General features: G+C 67.8%; 18 protein-coding genes. 10 read left to right on the plus strand and 8 right to left on the minus strand.

Going from position 1 to position 22,185, the window contains the following annotated elements:
* Positions 1 to 86 precede the first annotated feature (86 nt).
* A complete protein-coding gene (locus HH212_RS25040; protein WP_170204945.1) occupies positions 87 to 938 on the minus strand; it encodes a M15 family metallopeptidase in 852 nt (283 codons plus the stop codon).
* 57 nt (positions 939 to 995) lie between these two features.
* Between HH212_RS25040 and HH212_RS25045 the strand changes: the two genes are divergently transcribed.
* The 3 genes from HH212_RS25045 to HH212_RS25055 all read left to right on the plus strand — a co-directional run bounded on the left by HH212_RS25045 (position 996) and on the right by HH212_RS25055 (position 5,929).
* Positions 996 to 1,808, plus strand: a complete 813-nt coding sequence (locus HH212_RS25045; protein ID WP_170204946.1) for a hypothetical protein — start codon at positions 996 to 998, stop codon at positions 1,806 to 1,808.
* A gap of 81 nt (positions 1,809 to 1,889) precedes the next feature.
* Positions 1,890 to 3,539, plus strand: a complete 1,650-nt coding sequence (locus HH212_RS25050; RefSeq protein WP_170204947.1) for a VRR-NUC domain-containing protein — start codon at positions 1,890 to 1,892, stop codon at positions 3,537 to 3,539.
* Positions 3,536 to 5,929, plus strand: coding sequence for an ATP-dependent DNA helicase (locus HH212_RS25055; RefSeq protein ID WP_170204948.1), 2,394 nt, complete (start codon positions 3,536 to 3,538; stop codon positions 5,927 to 5,929). The genes HH212_RS25050 and HH212_RS25055 overlap by 4 nt, the downstream gene beginning before the upstream one ends.
* Here the strand turns inward: HH212_RS25055 and HH212_RS25060 are convergent.
* From HH212_RS25060 to HH212_RS25090, 7 genes are all read right to left on the minus strand, one after another.
* On the minus strand, positions 5,910 to 6,659 hold the full coding sequence (locus HH212_RS25060; RefSeq protein WP_170205685.1) for a LytR/AlgR family response regulator transcription factor: 750 nt from the start codon (positions 6,657 to 6,659) through the stop codon (positions 5,910 to 5,912). The genes HH212_RS25055 and HH212_RS25060 overlap by 20 nt on opposite strands.
* A gap of 18 nt (positions 6,660 to 6,677) precedes the next feature.
* The gene (locus HH212_RS25065) at positions 6,678 to 7,754 is read right to left on the minus strand and encodes a sensor histidine kinase (protein WP_308633230.1); all 1,077 of its coding nucleotides are present in this window, start codon (positions 7,752 to 7,754) and stop codon (positions 6,678 to 6,680) included.
* A 34-nt stretch (positions 7,755 to 7,788) separates the two neighbouring features.
* Positions 7,789 to 8,487, minus strand: coding sequence for a LiaI-LiaF-like domain-containing protein (locus HH212_RS25070; RefSeq protein WP_170204949.1), 699 nt, complete (start codon positions 8,485 to 8,487; stop codon positions 7,789 to 7,791).
* On the minus strand, positions 8,477 to 8,893 hold the full coding sequence (locus tag HH212_RS25075; RefSeq protein WP_211172418.1) for a LiaF transmembrane domain-containing protein: 417 nt from the start codon (positions 8,891 to 8,893) through the stop codon (positions 8,477 to 8,479). The genes HH212_RS25070 and HH212_RS25075 overlap by 11 nt, the downstream gene beginning before the upstream one ends.
* A gap of 243 nt (positions 8,894 to 9,136) precedes the next feature.
* Complete coding sequence (locus HH212_RS25080; RefSeq protein ID WP_170204950.1) at positions 9,137 to 9,313, minus strand: hypothetical protein; 177 nt, start codon at positions 9,311 to 9,313, stop codon at positions 9,137 to 9,139.
* Positions 9,314 to 9,337: 24 nt separating this feature from the next.
* Complete coding sequence (locus HH212_RS25085) at positions 9,338 to 9,505, minus strand: hypothetical protein (RefSeq protein WP_169433518.1); 168 nt, start codon at positions 9,503 to 9,505, stop codon at positions 9,338 to 9,340.
* 274 nt (positions 9,506 to 9,779) lie between these two features.
* Positions 9,780 to 12,731, minus strand: coding sequence for a TonB-dependent receptor (locus HH212_RS25090; RefSeq protein ID WP_170204951.1), 2,952 nt, complete (start codon positions 12,729 to 12,731; stop codon positions 9,780 to 9,782).
* A 226-nt stretch (positions 12,732 to 12,957) separates the two neighbouring features.
* Here HH212_RS25090 and HH212_RS25095 point away from each other — a divergent pair, with 226 nt between their 5' ends.
* From HH212_RS25095 to HH212_RS25125, 7 genes are all read left to right on the plus strand, one after another.
* A complete protein-coding gene (locus HH212_RS25095) occupies positions 12,958 to 14,049 on the plus strand; it encodes an N-acetylmuramoyl-L-alanine amidase-like domain-containing protein (protein WP_229217455.1) in 1,092 nt (363 codons plus the stop codon).
* A gap of 669 nt (positions 14,050 to 14,718) precedes the next feature.
* Positions 14,719 to 16,659 (plus strand): polysaccharide biosynthesis protein, encoded by a 1,941-nt coding sequence (locus HH212_RS25100; protein ID WP_229217456.1) that lies wholly within the window; start codon positions 14,719 to 14,721, stop codon positions 16,657 to 16,659.
* A gap of 84 nt (positions 16,660 to 16,743) precedes the next feature.
* Positions 16,744 to 18,072 (plus strand): nucleotide sugar dehydrogenase, encoded by a 1,329-nt coding sequence (locus HH212_RS25105; protein ID WP_170204953.1) that lies wholly within the window; start codon positions 16,744 to 16,746, stop codon positions 18,070 to 18,072.
* 10 nt (positions 18,073 to 18,082) lie between these two features.
* Positions 18,083 to 19,144 carry a Gfo/Idh/MocA family protein gene (locus HH212_RS25110; RefSeq protein ID WP_170204954.1) on the plus strand — a complete coding sequence of 354 codons (1,062 nt, stop codon included), beginning with the start codon at positions 18,083 to 18,085 and terminating at the stop codon, positions 19,142 to 19,144.
* A gap of 19 nt (positions 19,145 to 19,163) precedes the next feature.
* Positions 19,164 to 19,808 carry an acyltransferase gene (locus HH212_RS25115; RefSeq protein ID WP_170204955.1) on the plus strand — a complete coding sequence of 215 codons (645 nt, stop codon included), beginning with the start codon at positions 19,164 to 19,166 and terminating at the stop codon, positions 19,806 to 19,808.
* A 58-nt stretch (positions 19,809 to 19,866) separates the two neighbouring features.
* Positions 19,867 to 20,991 carry a DegT/DnrJ/EryC1/StrS family aminotransferase gene (locus HH212_RS25120; protein ID WP_170204956.1) on the plus strand — a complete coding sequence of 375 codons (1,125 nt, stop codon included), beginning with the start codon at positions 19,867 to 19,869 and terminating at the stop codon, positions 20,989 to 20,991.
* Positions 20,992 to 21,004: 13 nt separating this feature from the next.
* Positions 21,005 to 22,159, plus strand: coding sequence for a glycosyltransferase family 4 protein (locus HH212_RS25125; protein ID WP_170204957.1), 1,155 nt, complete (start codon positions 21,005 to 21,007; stop codon positions 22,157 to 22,159).
* Positions 22,160 to 22,185 lie beyond the last annotated feature (26 nt).

Genomic DNA, 22,185 nt, shown 5'->3' on the forward strand with positions numbered 1-22,185 from the left:
GGCGAAGTCTGGCACTATTTCCAGCGCGAAAGTTTGAGCGAAAACAAGGCCGCCCCCGTGCCTGCATTGCCCTGCCAGCATGCGTGTCAGCGCTGCATCACCCCGCGCAGGCGCAGTTCGGTGTGGCCGAAATCCATCATGGTCCAGCGCCCGCCCCAGGTCAGGCCGACCGATTCGGCCACCTCGCCGTACAGCTGGTAACCGCGCATCGCCCACGGATCCTTTTCCGAAATGACCAGCTTGCCGTCGCGCCAGAACGCGCAGTCGGCCGCCAGGCCGTACTGGTGCCAGCTCTGGAAAGCGCGCGCGTTGGTTACCGCGCTGCCCATCTGCGCCAGCGCATCCTGGCGCGCCGGGCTACGGTAACCCTCCAGCAGTGCCATTTCGTAGCCATGCTTTTCCTTCATGATCTTGAATACAAGCAGCAGACGCTGGCTGAAATCGGCATGCAGCAAGCCCCAGTTGCGGCTGGCGTCGACCAGCATCGGCCGCACCAGCTCGACTTCGCGCGTGGTGAACGCCAGCGGCGGCAAGGCAGCCGGCGGCACCAGTTGCTCGCCCTTGAGCAGCGCCGTCACCTGCGGGTCGACCACGGTCTCGGCCGGCTCGTAGCCGGGCAGCATGTCGGGATTGCGCAGCAGCAGCGCCACCAGCGGCGGAATCAGGACCAGCGGCACGCCGACCGCGCAGAACGCCCAATGGCGGCGCAACAGGCGCCGCCATTCCTTGAGGCGGACGCGCGCCCCGTCGCGCGCGGCATCGACGGCGCCATGCAGGGTAGCGCTGCCGGATCGCTGCAAGACACCGGCGCGCGTTTGCAGCCGGCGTTGCAACGCGCCCAGTACTTGCAGCACCGAGGCGCGGCCGGAGGGAAACATGACCAGCCAGATCAGGCCGCAGGTCAGGCAAAAATACGACAACACGAGGAAGATCAGCATCCGCTTCTCCAGTTTGTTTCTAATGGGAATTAGTGTGCAAATCTTAGGAGTTACGCGGTGCGCCCTACAGATGAAGATCAAGCCGGGTCCAGGCGGCCCAACCTGATGTCGGCGCCGCGCCGCAGCGGCACCGACGTGAATATCCTGGCGATGCTCGACCGCCACGCCACGCGGCCACGCAGCAAGCGCTGGCTGGGCTGGCCCATGCCGGCCTGGTACGGCGCGGGCGGGGTGCTCGCGTGTTGCCTGATTGCCGGACTGGCCTGGGCGGTGCACGACGCCGGCAGCGATGGCGGCGCGCACGATGCCATCGCTGCCGTGCCGGATGCGACGGCGATCATGCCAGGAGCCGCGAACACAGCGGCGCCGGCGTCCGACGCGGGCACCGCTACAGCCCCGCCCCTGCCGTCGGCCGCGCGCCAGACGCAGGAATTGGCCACGCAGCTGGCCTCGCAGCCGACGCCGGAACCGGCAGCGGCGGCAGGAGCAGCCGCGCGGCCGGCGCCGGAACCGGCCGCTGCCCCGGACTCGATCCCGTCCCAGCGCTCGGCCAGCCGGCACGCCGGCCAGCGCAGCGCCACGAGCGAAGCGCTGCGGCACGCCCTCGCCCACGGACCTGCGCCGAAACCCCATCCAGCAACGCCGAAAGCGCACGCGCTGGCGCACACAACGCTCCAGTCCAGCCGCAAGGAAACGCAGCGCGCCAGAACGGTCCCCGCCAATGCGAAAGGGGCGGCCGGCGCCAGGCCGGCGCTCGACACCGACGTCGCCCTGATCTCGGCCATCATCCAGCACGTCAATACCCACGCACAGGCAGCGGACGACAGCATGGGCGCCGTATCCGGCCACAAAAACCACGAAACGCCGTGACTGTGGCGAAAATGCCCCAAAAGCGCTGGGACAAGATCGGCGCCGCCGCTATACTGTACAAAAAACCAGTTGGCGTCGGCGATGATCAGGGTGTTGGAAAACGCGTTTTATTACCTGGACAACTTCCAGCGTGTCTTGGACTGGATCGCCGAGCGCTACGCCGACCTGCTCACTGACGATGAGCGGGCCTTCATCGACGCCTTCGGCGTCCTGCCCCAGGCTTCGCGCGCCCTGCTGGTGCGCATGGTGATGCGCAAGGGCACCCTGTTCCGCGCCAGTAAGCTCGACTATGCCGAAATCGGCTGCCCGGTGGCCGCGGTGCAGGCGCTGCTGCCCACCGGCTGGATCGCGCTCGATCCGGTGCTCTCCATCGACGAATTGTTCGACCTGCTGTCCAAGCCCGAGATCGCCGACGCCTTCCAGTTGCCGCCGCAGCAACGCGCCGCGCGCAAGGGTGACCAGCTCGAGGCGCTGCGTCCCGACTGCAGCGACGGGCGCGCCTTTTCCGCCTGGTTCCGCGACTGTCCCGACACCCTGTTCGCAATCCTGGTCAAGCCACTGTGCGACCGCCTGCGCCTGATCTTCTTCGGCAACCTGCGCCAGGACTGGACCGAGTTCGTGCTGTCCGACCTGGGCGTGTTCCGCTACGAGCAGGTCGAATGTTCGCCGGCCTCGCGCGGTTTCCGTAACCGCCAGGACATCGACCATTACCTGCAGCTGCACGCCTGCAAGGAGCGCTACTACGCCGAGGAGCCGGCGCTCGACGTGCTGCGCGACCTGCCGCGCCACGCCTTTAACAACGACTGGCTCGACAGCCGGCGCGAGCGCCTGCTGTTCCAGCTCGGCCAGCAGCTGGAAAAGGGCAAGGACTGGGATGCCGCCCACGCCGTCTACGCCGATTGCCGCTATCCCGGCGCGCGCGGGCGCGCCATGCGCGTGCTGGAAAAGCACGAGAAATTCGACCAGGCCTACGCCCTGTTCGAACAGGCGAATGCGGCGCCGGAGAGCGAAGCCGAGCGCCAGCACCTGCTGCGCATCGGCCCGCGCCTGGCGCGCAAGCTCGGTCACCCGAAGGGTCCGGCGCGGCGCGCCGCCCCGGCCGCCCGCCTCGACCTGAGCCTGGCGCAGCCGGGCGGCGCCTGGCGCGTCGAGGGCGTGGTGCTGGAGCACCTGCGGCGCGACGATGCGCCCGTGTTCTACGTCGAGAATACGCTGGCGAACACCCTGTTCGGCCTGCTGTGCTGGCCGGCGCTGTTCGCGGCGATCCCGGGCGCCTTTTTCCACCCATTCCAGCGCGGCCCGGCCGACCTGTACAGCGCCGACTTCGCGCGGCGCCGCGAACAGGAATTCGCCGCCTGCCTGGCGCGCCTGGACGACGGCAGCCACCGCGCCGCCATGCGCGCCACCTGGGAACAGAAGGCGGGGCTGCAATCGCCCTTCGTCTCCTGGGGCTACCTGGACTGGGACATCATCGAACTGGCGCTCGACTGCATCCCGGCCGCGCACTTGAAACTGTGGTTCCTGCGCATCCTGCAGGACGTGCGCGACAACCGCACCGGCTTTCCCGACCTGATTCAGTTCTGGCCGGCCGAGCGGCGCTACAACATGGTCGAGGTGAAGGGGCCGGGCGACCGCCTGCAGGACAACCAGCTGCGCTGGATCGACTACTGCGCGGCGCACGGCATGCCGTTGACCGTCTGCTACCTGCAGTGGGAACAGGCGGCGGCATGAGCGAAACCAGCAGGAAGTACAGCGTGGCCGTGCGCGCGCTGTGCGAATTCACGGCCAAGCAGGGCGACCTCGACCTGCGTTTCACGCCCTCGCCCACCGCCCAGGAAGGTATCCAGGGCCACGCCGTGGTGGCCGAGCGCCGCAGCGGCGGCGGCTACCGCACCGAGCTGCCGCTGGAAGGCGAATTCGGCACGCTTCACGTGCGCGGGCGCGCCGACGGCTACGACCCCGAGCAGAACCTGATCGAAGAGGTCAAGACCCACCGCGGCCGCTTCGACGCCATCCCCGACAACCACCGCCACCTGCACTGGGCGCAAGTGCGCGTCTACGGCCACCTGCTGTGCCGCCAGCTCGGCCTGGACCGGGTCAACCTGGCGCTGGTGTACTTCGACATCGGCAGCCAGCACGAGACCGTGCTGCGCGAAACCCGTAGCAGCGAGGAACTGGCGGCGCTGTTCGCCGACCAGTGCACGCGCTTCCTGGCTTGGGCCGAGCAGGAGCTGGCGCACCGCACGGCGCGCGACGCCGCCCTGGGCGCGCTGCGTTTTCCGCACGCCGATTTCCGCCCGGGCCAGCGCCAATTGGCCGAGGCCATCTTCCGCGCCAACGCCGGCAGGCGCAGCCTGCTGGCGCAGGCGCCGACCGGCATCGGCAAGACCGTCGGCACCCTGTTCCCGGTGCTGAAGGCGGCGCCGCGCGAAGGCCTGGACAAGATCGTGTTCCTGGCCGCCAAGACCCCCGGCCGCCGCCTGGCGCTGGACGCTGCCGCCACGCTGATGAAGGGCGCTGGGGAGCGCGAAGCGCTGCCGCTGCGGGTGCTGGAACTGACCGCGCGCGACAAGGCCTGCGAGCACCCGGACAAGGCCTGCCACGGCGAATCCTGCCCGCTGGCGCGCGGCTTCTACGACCGCCTGCCGGCGGCGCGCGCGATGGCGGTGACGGTGGCGGGTGCGTTGCCCGCCCCGGTGGCCGGCGAAGACGGCGCCATGCCGGCCGGCCCGGTCCTGCTCGACCGCGAGACCGTACGCGCGATCGCCCTGGCGCAGGAAGTCTGCCCGTACTACCTGGCCAGCGAAATGGTGCGCTGGAGCGACGTCGTGGTAGGCGACTACAATTACTGGTTCGACGGCGGCGCCATGCTGTATGCGCTGGCCCTGGCCAACGGCTGGAAGACCAGCGTGCTGGCCGACGAGGCGCACAACCTGGTGTCGCGCGCGCGCGCCATGTACACCGCCACGCTGGACCGGGCGGCGCTGCGCGCGGCGCGCGCGGTGGCCCCGCCGGCGCTGCAGAAGCCGCTGGAAAAGATCGGCCGCGCCTGGCTCGACGTCAGCAAGGCCGCGCCGCTGCCCTACCAGGTGCTGGACACGATTCCCGACAAGCTGGTGAACGCCCTGCAGGGCGCCGGCAGCGCCATCACCGAGCACCTGGCGGCGTTCCCGGCGCCGCTCGACCCGGCGCTGCAGGAATTCTACTTCGCCCTGCTCGGCTTCGCGAGGCTGGCGGAATCGTTCGGCGCACACTCGATCCTCGACGTCACCCGCGCCGACGCGCGCGACACCGAGCTGTGCATCCGCAACGTGGTGCCGGCGCCGTTCCTGGCGCCGCGCTTCGGCTTCGCCCACTCGACCACGCTGTTCTCGGCCACGCTCGGACCGTGGAACTATTTCGCCGACCTGCTCGGCATGCCGGCCGACACCGCCTGGATCGACGTCGAATCGCCGTTCCGCGCCAGCCAGCTGCAGGTGCACGTGGCGCAGGGCATCTCGACGCGCTACCAGCACCGGCGCCAGTCTCTGGCGCCGATCGCCGAGCTGATGGCGCGCCAGTACCATACCGCACCCGGCAATTACCTGGCCTTCTTCAGCAGCTTCGACTACCTGCAGCAGGTGGCCGGTGCCTTTGCGGCGCGCCATCCGGACATCCCGACCTGGCACCAGTCGCGCCGCATGAGCGAAGCGGACCGCGCCGCCTTTCTCGGACGCTTCACGGCGGACGGACGCGGGATCGGCTTCGCGGTGCTGGGCGGCTCGTTCGGCGAGGGCGTCGACCTGCCCGGCAAGCGCCTGATCGGCGCCTTCGTGGCGACGCTCGGCCTGCCGCAGGTGAACCCGGTCAACGAGGGCCTGCGCGAACGCATGCAGGCGATGTTCGGCGCCGGCTACGACTACACTTACCTGTATCCCGGCATGCAGAAGGTAGTGCAGGCGGCCGGCCGCGTGATCCGTACCGAGAACGATTGCGGCACCGTGTGGCTGATCGACGACCGCTTCGCGCGCGCCGACGTGCTCGACCTGCTGCCGCGCTGGTGGGACGTCGACGTGACCGGCGCCAGTGGCAGCAGCAGCAGCAGCGGCAGCGGCAGGCCGGCTAACGCAGCAGTTCCCTGACCTTCTGGTAGCCGCTGCGGCTGACCGGGATGCGCGCGCCGTCGCGCAGCACGGCGCACCAGCTGTCCTTGCCGGCCTGCTCGATGCGCACGATGGCGCCCACGTTGACGAGATAGGAACGGTGCACCCGCAGGAAGGCGTGCCCATCCAGCTGGCGTTCCAGCTGCCCCAGGGTCTGGTTTTTCAGCCAGCGCTTGCCGGCCGCGCAGATCGCCACGTAATCGTCCTGGGCCTCGATGTAGTCGATGGCGGCGGCCGCCACCACGTGCACGCGCGCGCCGTCGCGGATCAGCACCCGTTCCAGCGGCGCATGGCGCTGTGCGGCCTCCTGCGCCAGCGCCTGCACGCCGGGCGCCGACGTGGAGGCAGCGGGCGCGGCGCCGCGCAGTGCGCGCGCATGCGCCAGCGCCGCATCCAGGCGTTCGCGGCCGAACGGTTTCAACAGGTAGTCGAGCGCGTGCACCTCGAAGGCGCGCAGCGCGAACGCATCGTAGGCAGTGACGAACACGTACTGCGGTCCTGCCCCTGCCAGCTCGACCACCTCGAAGCCGTCCAGCTTCGGCATCTGGATGTCCAGGAACACCAGGTCCGGCACCAGTTCGGCGATCGCCTTGACCGCCTCGAAGCCGTTGGCGCACTCGCCGGCGATCTCGACGTCGGCATGCGCCGCCAGGTACTCGCGCAGCAGTGCGCGCGCCAAGTGCTCGTCGTCCACGATCAGTACGCGCAAGGTGTCGGTTCCCATCGCTCACGTCTCTCCCGGTTGCTCGCGGGCCGGCAGCGCCAGCTCCACGCAAAACAGTCCATCCTGGTTCGACCGGTGCGCCGCCGCTTCGTGCCCGTAGGCTGCCGCCAGGCGCCGGCGCACGTTGTCCAGTCCCAGTCCCAGTCCGGCGCCGGCGTCCACGCCATCCGCATCGACGTCGTTCTCGATGCGGATGCGCAGGATCGAACCGGCGCGCCGCGCCGCGATGCGCACCAGGCCCGGCCCGAGCATGCGGCCGATGCCGTGCTTGACCGCATTCTCCACCAGCGGCTGCAGGAGCAGCGGCGGCAGCAGGCAGCGCAGCGCGTCGGCATCCACCGCTTCCTCGACATGCAGGCGCGCGCCGAAGCGCACCTGTTCGATGGCGAGGAAATGGCGCACCAGCGCCAGCTCCGCGTCCAGCGTGACCATGCGCCCGGCCTGCAGCCCCAGGCTGTGGCGGAAAAAGTCCGCCAGCCGCAGCGTCATCGCGCGCGCGCCCGGCGGATCGAGCGACGTCAGCGCGCTGATCGAGTTCAGGCTGTTGAACAGGAAATGCGGATCGATCTGGGCGCGCAGCAGGCGCAGCTCGGCATCCTGGGCCGCCAGGCGCATCTCCAGCGTGTGCGTCTCGAGCCGGCGCACCTGCTCGGTTTCCAGCATCAGGTAGTTCACCGCGGCCGACAGGCCGTACAGGATCACGCCCAGGCCGAACATCGACGCCAGCAAGGGCGCGCCCAGGGCCACGGCGCGCGCCTGCGGCGCCAGCGCTTCCAGCACGCCGTGCCAGGCGGCGCCGAGCGCGCACCATAGGGCGGCGGCGCACAGGGCCGGCAGGCCGACGCCGGCGCACACCGCCAGCGGATGGCGCTGCCCGAGCGGCCAGGCGCGGCACACATAGTAGGCAGAAAACCCGGTGGCGTACGCATACACCAGCGCCAGCGGCAGGGCGAATGCCAGGCTGGCGCCGAAGCCTGCCCCGCCGGCGGCCAGCATCGCCGCCAGCAGCACGCCCAGCATCAGCCAGGCCAGCAGGTACAGGCGCGCCGCGCGCCAGCTGGCGAACACGCCGTGCATCATCCGCGCTCCGTGCGCCCTGCTCCGGCGCGCGCGCTCAGTTGCGCACCTCGACCCCGCCCATGATGGCGTAGCCGCGGATCACCAGGCGCTTGCCGGCGTCCGGCGCCGCCGCCGTCTTTTCGGAAAAGCCGCCCATCAGCGGCGTGCCGTTCAGGACCACGGTCCAGTCCGGCGGCACCTTGATGTTGATGCCGCCCCAGATGGTGAACACGTTCAGCACCGCTTCCTTGAGGATCGACGATTCGCGCAGGTCGAGCGCGCAGCCGCCCATGATCGCGGTGATCTCGCCGCCCAGGAAGGTCTGCGTGCGCACGCGCCGCTCGACCCCGCCCAGGATCGCCACCACGTCGACCACGGTCTCGTCCCCGGACGCATCGACCATGTTCGGCCGCGCCACGCGTCCCGGGCCGAGGGTACGGTACAGGATCAGGCCGCCGAGCCCGATCAGCAGCAGCGGCCAGATCATGGCCCAGCTGATGTGGAACAGTCCGAGCCGGCCCAGCATCATCAGCACGCCGAGCGCGATCAACGCCAGGCCGGTGACGTTGCCGCTGCGCGGCCCGTCGCCGGACAACACGATCGCGCCGGCGGCGACGAAGACGACCGGCCAGAAGCCGATGGCGCGGTGGAAGTCGAGGATGTCCAGGTTATCGAGCAGGAACAGCACGCCCATGCCGATCACCAGCAGGCCGAGGATGACCTGGCTGGAAGCGCGGTTGGTCCTAGTTTCCATGGCCGTTCTCCCCATTGGCGTCGATGCCGTAGCCACGTTGGCGGTCGCGGCGGCCGGTCTTGCCGAACTTGCGCTCGGCGATGGGCCGCACCGCCATCGTCACGCCCCAGATGATGATGGCGATCGGCCAGCTGTTGCGGAAGGTCAGGCCGAACATGTCTTCCAGCACGGCGAACAGCCAGATGCCCATGAAGGCGGTCCACAAGCCGTTGGCGAATTCGCGCCCGTTCGGATAGCCGATGGTCTGGTTAATGCCGATCACGACCAGCAACAGCGGCGCATAGTGCCACAGGCTTTCGATGGCGAGGATGTTCATCTGGTCCAGCAGGAAGGCCACGCCCAGGCCGACCAGCAACAGGCCCCACAGGACCTGGCGCCGCAAGTGATAGGAAGCTTCGCTGTTCATGTCACGCTCCGTTTGTCAGGATGGCGCCACGATACCGCAACGGTGCTGCGGACGGAAAGCGCTTTTCGGCGAACGGCGGCTGGACGGCGGTGAATGACGCCGGCATCGGTGAATGGCGCCCGCGGCGGGCAGTGAAGCCCACGGCGGCAAAGAAAGTAGAATCAGCGGAATCAGCGGAACGATGACGCGGACGCAAAAAAGCCCGCCTCGTGACCGGGGCGGGCTAGGATCGAGTGAAGCGGGTCAGGCTGCCGCTGCCGACAGCGCCAGCGGCAGCTGGCCCTTGACCTGGTTGCGGTACTTGGCGCGGGCTTCGGCCTGGCGCACGGCTTCGCGGGCAATGTTGGTCTTGCGGATATCCTGGCGCTCCTTGCGGCCACGGTGCTGGGCGATGTTCTTGTTGCCGATCTTGGCGGTCATGGTGTTCTCCTTGTAAAAAACGATTCAGGAAAGCGTGGGCGCGACGTCGTCGTCCGCCTGCAGCGACATGCCCCATCCCAACTGGCGCCGGATCTCTTCCGGCGACGGCGGCGGGCCGGGTTCCCTGGCACGGCGCTCGAGATACTCGCGCACGAGGTGCTTGGGTGGATGGCTCGTCGTTGGCATGGTCATGGACAACCTCCGCTTTCCACGGGGCCGGCGCGCCGGCATGGAATTGGTGCCGATCCTCGAGGCGACCGGCTAACCTGTTGAGGTAGTCGGCACCTGCGGAAGATCGCTGGCCCTCACTCAACGCCTTCATCCTATCGCCGGCGGGTGAAGTGCACCGTTAGCTGACGCACACTGCATGAATGGACGAGCTGTAGTCCTACAAAAACGTCTCGCTGATCTTATTTCGGGACGAAAAAGGGGCTGCAGCCCCTTGCCGGTTTCCAGCGGCAACCGATCAGAAGCGGTATTTCAGGTTCAGGTAGAACTGGCGGCCGATCACATCGAGCTTCTGCTGCTCTGCTTCGCTGTAACGGTAATAGGCGCGCTTGACGTTGGTCAGGTTGGTCGCATCGAAGGTGAGCAGCAGATGCGGCGTGAGGTTGGTGCTGGCATTGAAGGCCAGCGTGGTCACCGGCGCCGCCATGGTCGGTGCGGTCGGCATCAGCACGCCATTCACGCTGTACAGGCCCTGGCTGTTGGCGCTCGGCGCCGGCGCGGTGCTGCTGTTCACGTATTCGCTGCGGTAGTTGGCGACCAGGCGCAGCGACACCTTGTCGTTCTCGAAGTAGCCGCCCAGGTTGGCGGCCCATTCCGAGGCGCCCACCAGCGGACGGCCGTCGTCGACGCGGGTCTTGGCGCGGCTGACGTTGCTGGTGAAGCCGAAGCCGGTGTTGCCGAACGGCTGTTCGTACGACAGCTCGACGCCGCCGATGTGCGCGCCCTGCTGGCCGGTGGTGTTCACCGCATAGGTCTTGTTGGCGCCGGAGGCCGCGTCGTACAGGTCGATCGTCACGCCGTTCGAGGCGCCGGTCTTGGCATAGCCCTGGATGCGCGAATAGAACACGTTGGCTGCCACCAGCGAGCGGCGCGAGAAATACCAGGCCCACGACAGGTCGACATTGTCGGCGGTGAGCGGCTTGAGGTCCGGGTTCGGGCCGTTGACGGTACAGCCCTGGGCATTGCAGGTGGCGCTGGTGAAGCCCGCGCCCAGCAGGTTGTAGTTCTGGCGGCCGACGGTGCGGCTGGCACCGAAGCGCACGATCTGTTCCCTGGTCAGTTCGTAGCGCAGGTTCATGCTCGGCAGCCAGTTGTCGAAGCGGCGGTCGGTCCGGGTGAAGTAGTAGGTGTTGCCGGTGAGCGGATTGAACACCGTGTTGTCATAGTACGGCTGCAGATCGCCGGCGCTGGTGATCGCGCCCGGGTAGGCGGCGCACGGGATCGCAGGCTGGTTCGGTGCGGCGCGCGCGCAAATGCCGGCCGCGATCGGCGTCGGCACGTCGGCGTTGACACGGGTCTGCACGAAGCGCAGGCCGGCATTGCCCGACCAGCGCTCGCCTTCCAGGTTGGCCATCAGGTAGATGGCGCTCTGGCGCTCGCGCATGTGCAGTTCGGACGCGACGCGGCGCTCGAAGTCGGCGCTGGTCGGCTTGGTGCCCGACGCGAAGTAGGCCTTCAAGGCTTCCGGCGTCAGGGTATAGCCGCTGTTGTCCCAGCCGGCCGGGCCATCCAGTCCGGCGCCGAAATCGGACGGCCACGGCACGCTACCGGCGGGTGCGCCCGCGTTCAGGTCGGCCGTACGGTAGGCGGGCGAGCGGCGCGCGCTGTCGCGGCGGTGGTCGGCGAAGCGCACACCACTCTGCAGCGACTGCAGCCAGCCCTGCGCCAGCTTGTATTCGCCGTCGAGCTGGGCGCTGCTCTCGCGGTCGGTGGTCTTCAGGCCGGAAATGGTGCGTATTACCAGCTGGTCCGGCTTGATGCCGGTGCCGTAGTATTTCACGTAGGGCGCATCGTGGACGTCGCCCAGCGCGTACGAGACCCCGGTGCCGAAGCTGGCGTAGGTCAGGCCCTGGTCGGTATCGGTCTGGCCGACGCCGCGCGTGGTCGACAGCAGGGTCTTGAGGGTCAGGTCCTGGCTGACGCGCCACTTGCCGTCCAGGTCGAGGAAGGAACTGGTGGCCTTGGCGCCGTCGCGGTAGAAACCCTCCGAATTGCCGATGTATTGCGGCGTGGTGCCGTCCGGGAACAGGATGTCGGCGCTCTTCAGCACGCGCAGCTGGTTACCGTACAGCGTGGTCTCGTTGACGATCACCGGGTTCCTGATCGAGGCGAACACCTGCTGGCCGTTGGAACTGGTCAGCGGTGCATTGGCGCCGGTAGTAGCCCCGTCCGCCAGCGACGCCCTGCCGAGCAGCATGCTGTAGATCGCGCCCGCCTTCAGGCGGCCGTAGTTGTTGGCCTTCATGGCCGAATGGAAGCCGGTCATGGTCACGTCGATGTCGCGGTTCGGCTTGAACTGCAGCGAGAACAGGCCGCCCTTGCGGTCGCGCACGCCCTCGACGAATTCGCTGCTCATCGAACCCGGCAGGCGCACCCCGTTCAGGTCGGCGGCCTTGTAGCCGGTGCCGGCCAGCGACTCGTCGGTGATGCCCTTCATCGTGCTGGTGTTGATCACGTCCCAGCCGCTGCTGGTGCCGTAGGCCAGGCGCGAGACGGAATCGCGGCGCACGTAGCGCTTCTCGGAAAAGCCCTGCAGCATGACGCCGAAGGTGTTGGCTTCGTTCTTCCAGTTGACGGTGGCGTTCATGTCGGGGCCGGTCTTGCCCGGCAGCGTGGCGTAGCTGGCGCCGACGCTCACCACGCCCGACAGGCGCTCCTTCTGGTCGAGCGGCTTCCTGGTGGTGACGTTGATGGTGCCGGCCAGGCCGCCGTCGACGATGTCGGCCTGCGAGGTCTTGTACACGGTGGCCTGGTTCAGGACCGAGGAGGGCACCAGCGACAGGCTGGTCGAACGGCTGCTGGACGACTGGTCGCCGACGTACCAGTCGCCGCCGGACACGGTGTGGCCGTTGAAGACGATCAGCGACATGTCGGGATTAGTGCCGCGCATCGACACCTTTTCGGCCTCGTCGTAGTCGGTGCGCACCGCCACGCCGGCCAGGCGCTGGAGCGAATCGGCCAGGTTCTTGTCGGGCATCTTGCCGACGTCTTCCGCGGTGATCACCTCGACGTTGGCACTGGCGTCGCGCTTGACGGCGAGCGACTTGGCCATCGACGCACGGATGCCGGTCACTTCGATCTTCTGCATGGGGGCCTGGGCGGCGCCGGCCTCGCTCTGGGCGCGAGCGGGTGCGGCGGCAGCCAGCAGCGCCATCGAGACAGCGGCCGCGAGCGGCTTCCGTTTGAACATGTTCTCTCTCCTGAATCGGTCTCTTTTTTTGGGCCAGGTGGATCCCTGTCGCGCGTCCAGTATTGACGAGCGTAAAGTCCCTGGATAATGATTAGTGTTGCAGAATATATAACCGCAAGGAATGGTTTCAGCCCACAACGTGGTGTTATACCTGCACGAAAACTTTTCATTTCATGCATCCCTGCCGGACGCGCTAGCGTAGCGTTCTGGCCACCGAGGATTTGCCATGCTGCCAACCGCCGTATCCCGCCCTTCCCGTTACGCCGCTCGCTGCGCTGCGCGTCCGATGCGCCTGCTGGCGCCGCTGTGCGCCGCCCTGTTCGCCGGCTGCGCCGCCCCGCCTGCGGCAACGCCGACCGCCGCCAGGGCGGTGCCCGCAACTGCCGCCGCCGGACGCGCCGCCGAGACGCCGCTGGACGCCATCCTGGCCATGCCGATCTACCGCATGACGCCGGTGCAGGCCGGGCGCTACGTGGCCTGGGTGCATGACGCCGAGCCGGACCTGCGCAAGCGCATCGCGGCGATCGGCCGCAAGAACATCGGCCAGCCCTACCGGCTGAACCTGTTGGGTGAGTATCCGTTCGAAGTGCACGACGATTTGCCGATGTTCAGCCTCGACCACAGCGATTGCGTGGTGTTCGCGGAACACACCTACGCGATGGCGCTGTCGCGATCGTGGGAAGAATTCTTCTGGATGCTGCAGCGCATCCGCTACCGCGACGGCGTGATCGGGGTCGCCACGCGCAACCATTACACCGAGATGGACTGGAACGTCGCCAACCGCTGGCTGGTGACCGACGTCAGCGCCCGACTGGCCGGGCCGGACGGCCCCGGTTACGGCATGACGGTCGACCGCGCGCGCTTCCTGCGCATGCGCCATCACACCGAGACCGGCATCCCGGTCGAATCCAGCCGCCAGAGCTACGTCGCCAAGGAGCGGGTGGCGGCCATCGCCGGCCAGTTGCGCGAAGGTGACTTCGTCAACGTGATCTCGACCCGCGACGGCGAGTACTGGGCCTCGCACGTGGGACTGGTGGTGCTGGGTGCGGACGGCGAACGCCATTTCCTGCATTCATCCGAACCGCAGGTGCGCGAGGAAACCTTCGCGTCGTACATCGCGCGCGCCGCCGCGCGCGAGGAACGCAACCGCCAGGAAGGCAAGCATGGCCAGTCGCTGGCCGGCTTCAAGTTCCTGCGATTGAACGACGAGATCGTGGTGCCGCCGATGGCGCCGCAACCGCGGCCGGGCATGCCGGGGCCAGCCGCCGCGCCGCAACCCGGCGCCGGCGCCGCAGCCGGCACGGCCGGCGCGCCGTGATCCACCGCCGGGGATGCGAAGGCATCCCGGCGTAGCCTTCTTCCCACGCTGCATTCCCGGCGGCGTTCGCTTCCCATCCGTTCTGAACTGTCTTGCCTGCCGCCATGTCCGGCGCCGGCCCGGCCGCAGGGTCGCGTGTTCTTATCGGCAATTCATCCCCCTTCTATTGCGATTGGCCTGAATTTAATTCGCGCCATTTTCCATATCTAATAATCGCACCCTTCAATTGCGCCATTTGGCCAAGATCATCGATCCATCTGGCCGAACGCGCTCAATAACAGGGTTTGCAGAATTGCGCGGTTTTGCAGCAGTGCTTTCAGCTCGACTTAATTCTAAGAATAAATTTCTTATTTTCACTTAATAGAGAAAAAAATTAATTCCATTTCCCTAGTTGAGCATGGTCAAATCCGCGATTCTTATGCGCTCAGATAATAAACTTACTCAGCAATAGACGATCTAAACAGTAGCCACTTACATCCCATCGATCCTTGTCGATCGGGCATAAAAAATGAATCGATTTAATTCATTTATTCAATAAATTCCAAAATAAGACGGATAACCCTGAAACCTCATGCAGTTTTCGGAATCATGCCAACAATTCATTCCAGCGTTATTAATCAATTCTGTTCAAAAATGGTTTCATTGCATCGAACAGCAAAGATCGCGCTGATGGTCACGGCAGATCTGATCGCATTGCCATGCTGCTTCCTGATCGCCATGCTGCTGCGCGGCGGCGACCTGAAACTGGCGTCCCACTTCGGCCCGGCCTCGTACGTGCTGGTCGCCGTCCTCACCATCGCGGCGTTCTCGGTGTCGGACCTGTACCGCGCCGTGATCCGCTTCATCGACCAGCGCCTGCTGAGCGTCACCGGCGCCTCGCTGGCGCTGGCGATCCTGTGCGCCTACCTGGTCATGTTCGCCATCAACGAGGAAAGCTTTCCACGCAGCGCGCTGGCGATCTACTGGTTCATCGTGTTTTCCTACGTGGTCGCCTCGCGCGTCGGCATGCGTAATTTCCTGCGCAACCACCATGCGCGCGGCCGCGCCGTGTCCGAAGTGGTGGCGATCTACGGCGCCGGAGAGGCCGGCGCCAAGCTGGCCCAGACCATGCTCGGCGGCGAGGACTACCGCCCGGTCTGCTTCTTCGACGACAAGCACGCGCTCATCGAACGCAACATCGGCGGCCTGCGCGTGTTCCATACCGAGCGCCTGGTAGAGATCGTCAACGCCATGCGCATCCGCTCGATCGTCATCGCGATTCCCGGCGTCTCGGCGGAGCGCCTGCGCGACATCATGCAGCGCCTGGCCCAGGCCGGCGTCGCCACCCGCATCCTGAGCCGCCTGGTCGACCTGGGCGACGACAAGGTCACGCCGCGCGAGGCGATTCGCGAACTGAAGTTCGAAGACCTGCTGGGCCGCCCGCCGGTGCCGCCGCGGCTCGACCTGTTCGCCCGCTGCGTGCATGCCAAGACCGTGCTGGTCACCGGCGCCGGCGGCTCCATCGGCAGCGAATTGTGCCGCCAGATCGTGACGCTCGCGCCGCGCCGCCTGCACCTGCTCGACCACTCCGAATTCGCGCTGTACACGATCAGGCAGGAACTGGCCACGCGCTTCCCGCAGATTTCCATCGACGCGCACCTGGGCTCGGTGTGCAATGCCGAACTGGTCGAACGCATCCTGCGCGACGGCAAGGTCGACACCATCTACCACGCTGCCGCCTACAAGCACGTGCCGCTGGTCGAGAGCAACATCGTCGAAGGCCTGCGCAACAACGTGGTCGGCGCCCAGGTGATCGCCACCCAGGCCGCCAAGCACGCGGTCGAGACCTGCGTGCTGATCTCCAGCGACAAGGCGGTGCGGCCGACCAACATCATGGGCGCCAGCAAGCGCATCGCCGAATTGATCTTCCAGGCTGCGGCGGTGCGCCACGACAGCCCGACCACCTTTTCCATGGTCCGCTTCGGCAACGTGCTCGGTTCGTCCGGCTCGGTGATCCCGCTGTTCCAGCGCCAGATCGCGCGCGGCGGTCCGCTGACCATCACCCACCCGGACGTGTCGCGCTACTTCATGCTGATTCCCGAAGCCGCACAGCTGGTGATCCAGGCCGGCGCCATGGCCAAGGGCGGGGACGTGTTCGTGCTCGACATGGGCGAACCGGTGCGCATCGTCGACCTGGCGCGCAGCCTGATCGCCCTGTCGGGGCTGACCGAGCGCAGCGCGCAGCATGCGGGCGGCGACATCGAGATCCGCTACGTCGGCTTGTTCCCCGGCGAGAAACTGCACGAGGAACTGCTGACCGACGGCGTGGTGTTCCCGAGCGAGCACCCGCGCATCATGCGCATGAAGGAAAGCGCGCTGCGTCCCAGCGTGCTGGAAACCTTCATCACCTGCCTGATGATGGCCTGCGAAACCCATGAGCGCGCCATGATCGAATCGATGGTCAAGGCCATCGTCACCGAATACAACCCGCAGCCGCAGCCGCAGCCGCAGCCGGCCACGCCGGCAACCGCGCCCGGCGCGGCGGCTGTGGCGCCCGCCTCGACGCCGCCTGCGGAGCCGGCGTCCGACCACCTGGCGCTGATCAGGAAGTTCACGCCGTTCCGCATCTGACGGCCACGGCGTGCAGCGCCCGGGCAACCGTACGACGCACTTTTTTGACGTTCATTCATTACTTACCGATTCGCGAGGAAACTCATGCGTGACGAAAGCAAGCCGGCATTTCTCGAACAGCTCACCAGCAAGCTGCGTGACCGCACCGCCGTCATCGGCATCATCGGCCTGGGCTACGTCGGCCTGCCGCTGACGCTGCGCTACGCCGAGGCGGGTTTTCGCGTCCTCGGGATCGACATCGACGGCGCCAAGATCGAACGCCTGAACCGCGGCGAAAGCTACATCAAGCACATCGCCGGCAGCGACATCGCCGCCGCCCGCGAGCGCGGCTTCGAAGCGACCACCAACTTCACCCGCGCCGGCGAGCCGGACGCCCTGATCATCTGCGTGCCGACCCCGCTCAACGCCTACCGCGAGCCCGACCTTTCCTTCGTGCTGGATACCGCCGACGCCCTGCTGCCCTTCATGCGTCCCGGCCAGGTGCTGTCGCTGGAAAGCACCACCTATCCGGGCACCACCGACGAGGAGCTCAAGCCGCGCCTGGAATCGCGCGGCTTCGTCATCGGGCGCGACACCTTCCTGGTGTTCTCGCCCGAGCGCGAAGACCCCGGCAATCCCGATTTCCATACCCGCACCATTCCCAAGATCTGCGGCGGCGCCACCGCGGCCTGCCTGCAAGCCGGCATCGCCCTGTACAGCCCGGCGATCGACCGCGTGGTGCCGGTCAGCTCGACGCGGGCGGCGGAACTCACCAAGCTGCTGGAAAACATCCACCGCGCGGTCAACATCGGCCTGGTCAACGAAATGAAGATCATCGCCGACCGCATGGACATCGACATCCACGAGGTGATCCGCGCCGCCGCCACCAAGCCGTTCGGCTTCACCCCCTACTATCCCGGCCCCGGCCTGGGCGGCCACTGCATCCCGATCGACCCGTTCTACCTTACCTGGAAGGCGCGCGAGTTCGGCCTGCACACCCGCTTCATCGAACTGGCCGGCGAGATCAACAGCGACATGCCGCACTGGGTGGTCGGCAAGGTCACCGACGCCCTGAACCGGCGCGGCAAGTCGGTGATGGGCAGCCGCGTGCTGGTGCTGGGCATCGCCTACAAGAAGGACATCGAGGACATGCGCGAATCGCCCTCGGTCGAGCTGATGGAAATCCTGCGCGACAAGGGCGCCGCGGTGGATTACTCCGACCCCCACGTGCCGGCCTTCCCGCGCATGCGCGAACACCATTTCGACCTGAAGAGCGTCGAACTGGATGCCCGCACCGTCGCCTCGTACGACCTGGTGCTGCTGGCCACCGCGCACAGCGCCTTCGACTACGACCTGATCGGCCAGTACGCGAACCTGGTGGTCGACACGCGCGGCGTGTACCTGTCCTCGCTGCCGAACGTCGTCAAGGCCTGAAGGAGCCGCCATGCGCAACTACCCCGCGCCCATCAACGACCGCAGGATCCGCTTCGCGCTGGTCGGCTGCGGACGCATCGCCAATAACCACTTCGAGGCGCTGCGCCAGCACCACGAGCGGGCCGAGCTGGCCGGCGTATGCGACGTCGATGCGCGTGCGCTCGACCGCGCGGTGGGCACCACCGGCGCCGCCGGCTACGCCAGCCTGGAGCAGATGCTGCGCGAATGCGACGCCGACGCCTTCATCGTCACCACACCGTCCGGCCTGCATCCGGAGCAGGCGATCCGCATCGCCCAGGCCGGCCGCCACGTGATCACCGAGAAGCCGATGGCCACGCGCTGGGAAGACGGCAAGCGCATGGTGGCGGCCGCCGACGCCGCCGGGGTGCGCCTGTTCGTGGTCAAGCAGAACCGCCGCAACGCCACCCTGCAGCTGCTCAAGCGCGCCGTCGAGAAGAAGCGCTTCGGCCGCATCTACATGGTCAACCTGAACGTGTTCTGGACCCGCCCGCCGGAGTACTACCGCAGCGCCAAGTGGCGCGGTACCTGGGAATTCGACGGCGGCGCCTTCATGAACCAGGCCAGCCACTACGTCGACCTGATCGACTGGATCGTCGGCCCGGTGGAAAGCCTGCAGGCCTACACCGCCACGCTGGCGCGCGACATCGAGGTCGAGGACACCGGCGTGATCAGCCTGCGCTGGCGCAACGGCGCGCTCGGCTCGATGAACGTCACCATGCTCACCTATCCGCACAACCTGGAAGGCTCGATCACGATCCTGGGCGAGCGCGGCACGGTGCGCATCGGCGGCGTCGCCGTCAACCAGGTGCAGCAATGGGAATTCGCCGCGCCCGATCCGGAGGACGACCTGGTCGGCGACGCCAGCTACCAGACCACGTCGGTGTACGGCTTCGGCCACCCGCTGTACTACGACAACGTGATCCGCGTGCTGCGCGGCGAAGCCGAACCCGAGACCGACGGCCGCGAAGGCTTGAAATCGCTCGAGGTGCTGGTCGCCGCCTACCAATCGGCGCGCGACGGCAAGCGCGTCGCCCTGCCTCTGGAATATTGAACGTGCTGGAGTATTGAACATGACACTTCCCGATGCATCCCAGGACTGCCGTTCCGGCGCGGTCCACCCCAGCGCCATCGTCGATGCCGGCGCCGAGCTCGGCGCCGACACCCGCGTCTGGCATTTCTCGCACGTGTGCGCGGGCGCGCGCATCGGCGCTGCCTGCTCGCTCGGCCAGAACGTATTCGTCGGCAACGACGTCGTCATCGGCGACCGCGTCAAGATCCAGAACAACGTCTCGGTGTACGACGCCGTCACCCTCGAGGACGAGGTGTTCTGCGGTCCGAGCATGGTGTTCACCAACGTCTACAACCCGCGCGCCGGCATAGTCCGCAAGGACCAGTACCGGCGCACGCTGGTGCGGCGCGGCGCCAGCATCGGCGCCAACGCCACCATCGTGTGCGGCGTCACGGTGGGCCGCTATGCCTTCGTCGGCGCCGGCGCCGTGGTCAAGCACGACGTGCCCGACTTCGCGCTGATGGCCGGCGTGCCGGCGCGCCAGATCGGCTGGATCAGCCGCTTCGGCGAGCGCCTGGCGCTGCCGCGCCACGGCGACGGCGAAGCGCACTGCCCGCACACCGGCGAGACCTACCTGCTGCGCGGCGGCGTCTGCACGCTGGCGGCCGGCGCTGCCCCGGCTTGCGGCCGGCACGCCGGCGAATGACATTGTCCCCGCCGACCACGCGCTCCGAACCAGCCCAATCCAACCCGGCCCGACCATCATGGAATTCATCGACCTCAAGTCCCAGTACCAGGCAACGCGCGACCTCGTCAACGCACGCATCCAGGCCGTGCTCGACCATGGCCAGTACATCATGGGGCCGGAAGTGGCCGAACTCGAAGCCGCGCTGGCGCAGTACACCGGCGCGCGCCACTGCATCACCGTGTCCTCGGGCACGGAAGCGCTGCTGATCGCCCTGATGGCGCTCGGTGTCGGTCGCGGCGACGAAGTCGTCACCACGCCGTTCACCTTCATCGCCACCGCCGAGGTCATCGTGCTGCTGGGGGCGACGCCGGTGTTCGTCGACGTCGACCCGCTCACCGCCAACCTCGACGCCGGCCAGCTCGACGCGCGCATCACGCCGCGCACCCGCGCCGTCATCCCGGTGTCGCTGTATGGCCAGCCCGCCGACATGGACGAGATCAACGCCATCGCCGCGCGCCACGGCGTGGCGGTGATCGAGGACGGCGCGCAGAGCTTCGGCGCCGACTACCGCGGCAGGAAGAGCGGCAACCTGTCGACGATCGGCTGCACCAGCTTCTTCCCCAGCAAGCCGCTCGGCTGCTACGGCGACGGCGGCGCCCTGTTCACCAGCGACGACGAACTGGCCGGCGCCATGCGCGAGATCCGCCTACACGGCCAGAGCCGGCGCTACGTGCATACCCGGATCGGCGTCGGCGGCCGCATGGACACGCTGCAGTGCGCGATCGTGCTGGCCAAGCTGCCCCTGTTCGAGTGGGAGCTGCACCAGCGCCGGCGCGCCGCCGCCACCTACGACGCCCTGCTCGGCACGCGCGTGCGCCGTGTCGCCCGGCGCGCCGACCGCAGCAGCGTCCACGCCCAGTACACGGTCCTGGTCGAGCGGCGCGAAGCGCTGCAGCAGGCGCTGCAGGCCGCCGGCATTCCGACCGCGGTGCACTACCCGGTTCCGGTCCACCGGCAGCCGGCCTACGCCGCCCTGAGCGGCGGCGACCCCTGCCCCGCCGCCTGCACGCTGGCCGGCACGGTGATGAGCCTGCCGATGGGCCCATACCTGACGGACGAGGACATCGGCGCGGTGTGCGCCGCCCTGCTCGATTGCGTGGGCGAGGCGCGCACCGCCGACGCCGCAATCCTGACCGCTTGAAGCAACCCCCATCATGGCCGACATCGTCCACCTGACCTCGGTACACCCGCGCTACGACACCCGGGTGTTCGTCAAGCAATGCCGCAGCCTGGCCGAACGCGGCCACCGGGTCAGCCTGGTCGTGGCCGACGGCCTCGGCGACGAATGGGAGGATGGCGTACGCATCGTCGACGTCGGCCGCCTGCCCGGACGCGTGAACCGGGTGCTGCGCACCACGCGCCGGGTGCTGCGCGCGGCGCTGGTACTCGACGCCGACGTGTATCACCTGCACGATCCCGAGCTGCTCCTGGCCGGGCTGTTCCTCAAGCGCCGCGGCAAGCAGGTGGTATTCGATTCGCACGAAGACGTGCCGGCCCAGCTGCTGGCCAAGCCCTACCTGACGCCGCTGGCGCGGCGCCTGCTGTCCGGCGCTTTCGGCGTGGTCGAACGCCATGCCTACCCGCGCCTGGACGGCCTGGTCGCCGCCACCCCCTTCATCCGCACGCGGCTGGCGCGCCTGCATCCGAATACGGTCGGGGTCAACAATTATCCGCTGCTGCAGGAATTCGGCGCGGCGCCGGACTGGGGTGCCAAGACGCAGGAAGTCTGCTACGTCGGCAGCATCTCCGCCATCCGCGGCATCCGTGAACTGGTACAGGCGTGCGCACTGCTGGAATCGCCGGCACGGCTGTCGCTGGTGGGCGGCTTCGCCGAGCCGGCGCTGGCCGACGAAGTGCGGCGCCTGCCCGGCTGGAAACAGGTGGATGCGCACGGCCACCTCGACCGTGCCGGCGTGCAGCGCGCGATGGCGCGCGCGATGGCCGGGCTGGTCACGCTGCATCCGGTCGTCAATTACCTGGATGCCTTGCCGGTCAAGATGTTCGAGTACATGGCGGCCGGCCTGCCGGTGATCGCCTCGCGTTTTCCGCTATGGCAGGACATCGTCGAAGGCAACCAGTGCGGCCTGTGCGTGGACCCGCTCGACCCGGCCGCCATCGCCGCCGCCATCGACTACCTGTGCCGCCACCCCGACGTGGCGCGGCGCATGGGAGAAAACGGACGGCGCGCGGCGCATGCCACCTATCACTGGCGCGGCGAAGCCGACAAGCTGGCCGGCTTCTACGAACGCCTGGCCAATGGCCGCGCCGGTGGCAGCCGGACGCCGTACCCGGCCAAGCGCAGCGCATGAGCAACCCGTGAGCACAAAGCAAACCG

The organism is Massilia forsythiae, assembly GCF_012849555.1.
In the GTDB taxonomy this organism is placed as follows: Bacteria; Pseudomonadota; Gammaproteobacteria; order Burkholderiales; family Burkholderiaceae_D; genus Telluria; species Telluria forsythiae.

What these genes read in the sequence shown, in the direction of transcription:
- HH212_RS25070 (WP_170204949.1), bottom strand. Translation starts at nt 8,487, where the DNA reads ATGGAAACTAGGACCAACCGCGCTTCCAGCCAGGTCATCCTCGGCCTG.
- HH212_RS25050 (WP_170204947.1), top strand. Translation starts at nt 1,890, where the DNA reads ATGATCAGGGTGTTGGAAAACGCGTTTTATTACCTGGACAACTTCCAG.
- HH212_RS25075 (WP_211172418.1), bottom strand. Translation starts at nt 8,893, where the DNA reads ATGAACAGCGAAGCTTCCTATCACTTGCGGCGCCAGGTCCTGTGGGGC.
- HH212_RS25110 (WP_170204954.1), top strand. Translation starts at nt 18,083, where the DNA reads ATGCGCAACTACCCCGCGCCCATCAACGACCGCAGGATCCGCTTCGCG.
- HH212_RS25040 (WP_170204945.1), bottom strand. Translation starts at nt 938, where the DNA reads ATGCTGATCTTCCTCGTGTTGTCGTATTTTTGCCTGACCTGCGGCCTG.
- HH212_RS25090 (WP_170204951.1), bottom strand. Translation starts at nt 12,731, where the DNA reads ATGTTCAAACGGAAGCCGCTCGCGGCCGCTGTCTCGATGGCGCTGCTG.
- HH212_RS25125 (WP_170204957.1), top strand. Translation starts at nt 21,005, where the DNA reads ATGGCCGACATCGTCCACCTGACCTCGGTACACCCGCGCTACGACACC.
- HH212_RS25065 (WP_308633230.1), bottom strand. Translation starts at nt 7,754, where the DNA reads ATGATGCACGGCGTGTTCGCCAGCTGGCGCGCGGCGCGCCTGTACCTG.
- HH212_RS25120 (WP_170204956.1), top strand. Translation starts at nt 19,867, where the DNA reads ATGGAATTCATCGACCTCAAGTCCCAGTACCAGGCAACGCGCGACCTC.
- HH212_RS25080 (WP_170204950.1), bottom strand. Translation starts at nt 9,313, where the DNA reads ATGACCGCCAAGATCGGCAACAAGAACATCGCCCAGCACCGTGGCCGC.
- HH212_RS25105 (WP_170204953.1), top strand. Translation starts at nt 16,744, where the DNA reads ATGCGTGACGAAAGCAAGCCGGCATTTCTCGAACAGCTCACCAGCAAG.
- HH212_RS25115 (WP_170204955.1), top strand. Translation starts at nt 19,164, where the DNA reads ATGACACTTCCCGATGCATCCCAGGACTGCCGTTCCGGCGCGGTCCAC.
- HH212_RS25100 (WP_229217456.1), top strand. Translation starts at nt 14,719, where the DNA reads ATGGTCACGGCAGATCTGATCGCATTGCCATGCTGCTTCCTGATCGCC.
- HH212_RS25085 (WP_169433518.1), bottom strand. Translation starts at nt 9,505, where the DNA reads ATGACCATGCCAACGACGAGCCATCCACCCAAGCACCTCGTGCGCGAG.
- HH212_RS25055 (WP_170204948.1), top strand. Translation starts at nt 3,536, where the DNA reads ATGAGCGAAACCAGCAGGAAGTACAGCGTGGCCGTGCGCGCGCTGTGC.
- HH212_RS25095 (WP_229217455.1), top strand. Translation starts at nt 12,958, where the DNA reads ATGCTGCCAACCGCCGTATCCCGCCCTTCCCGTTACGCCGCTCGCTGC.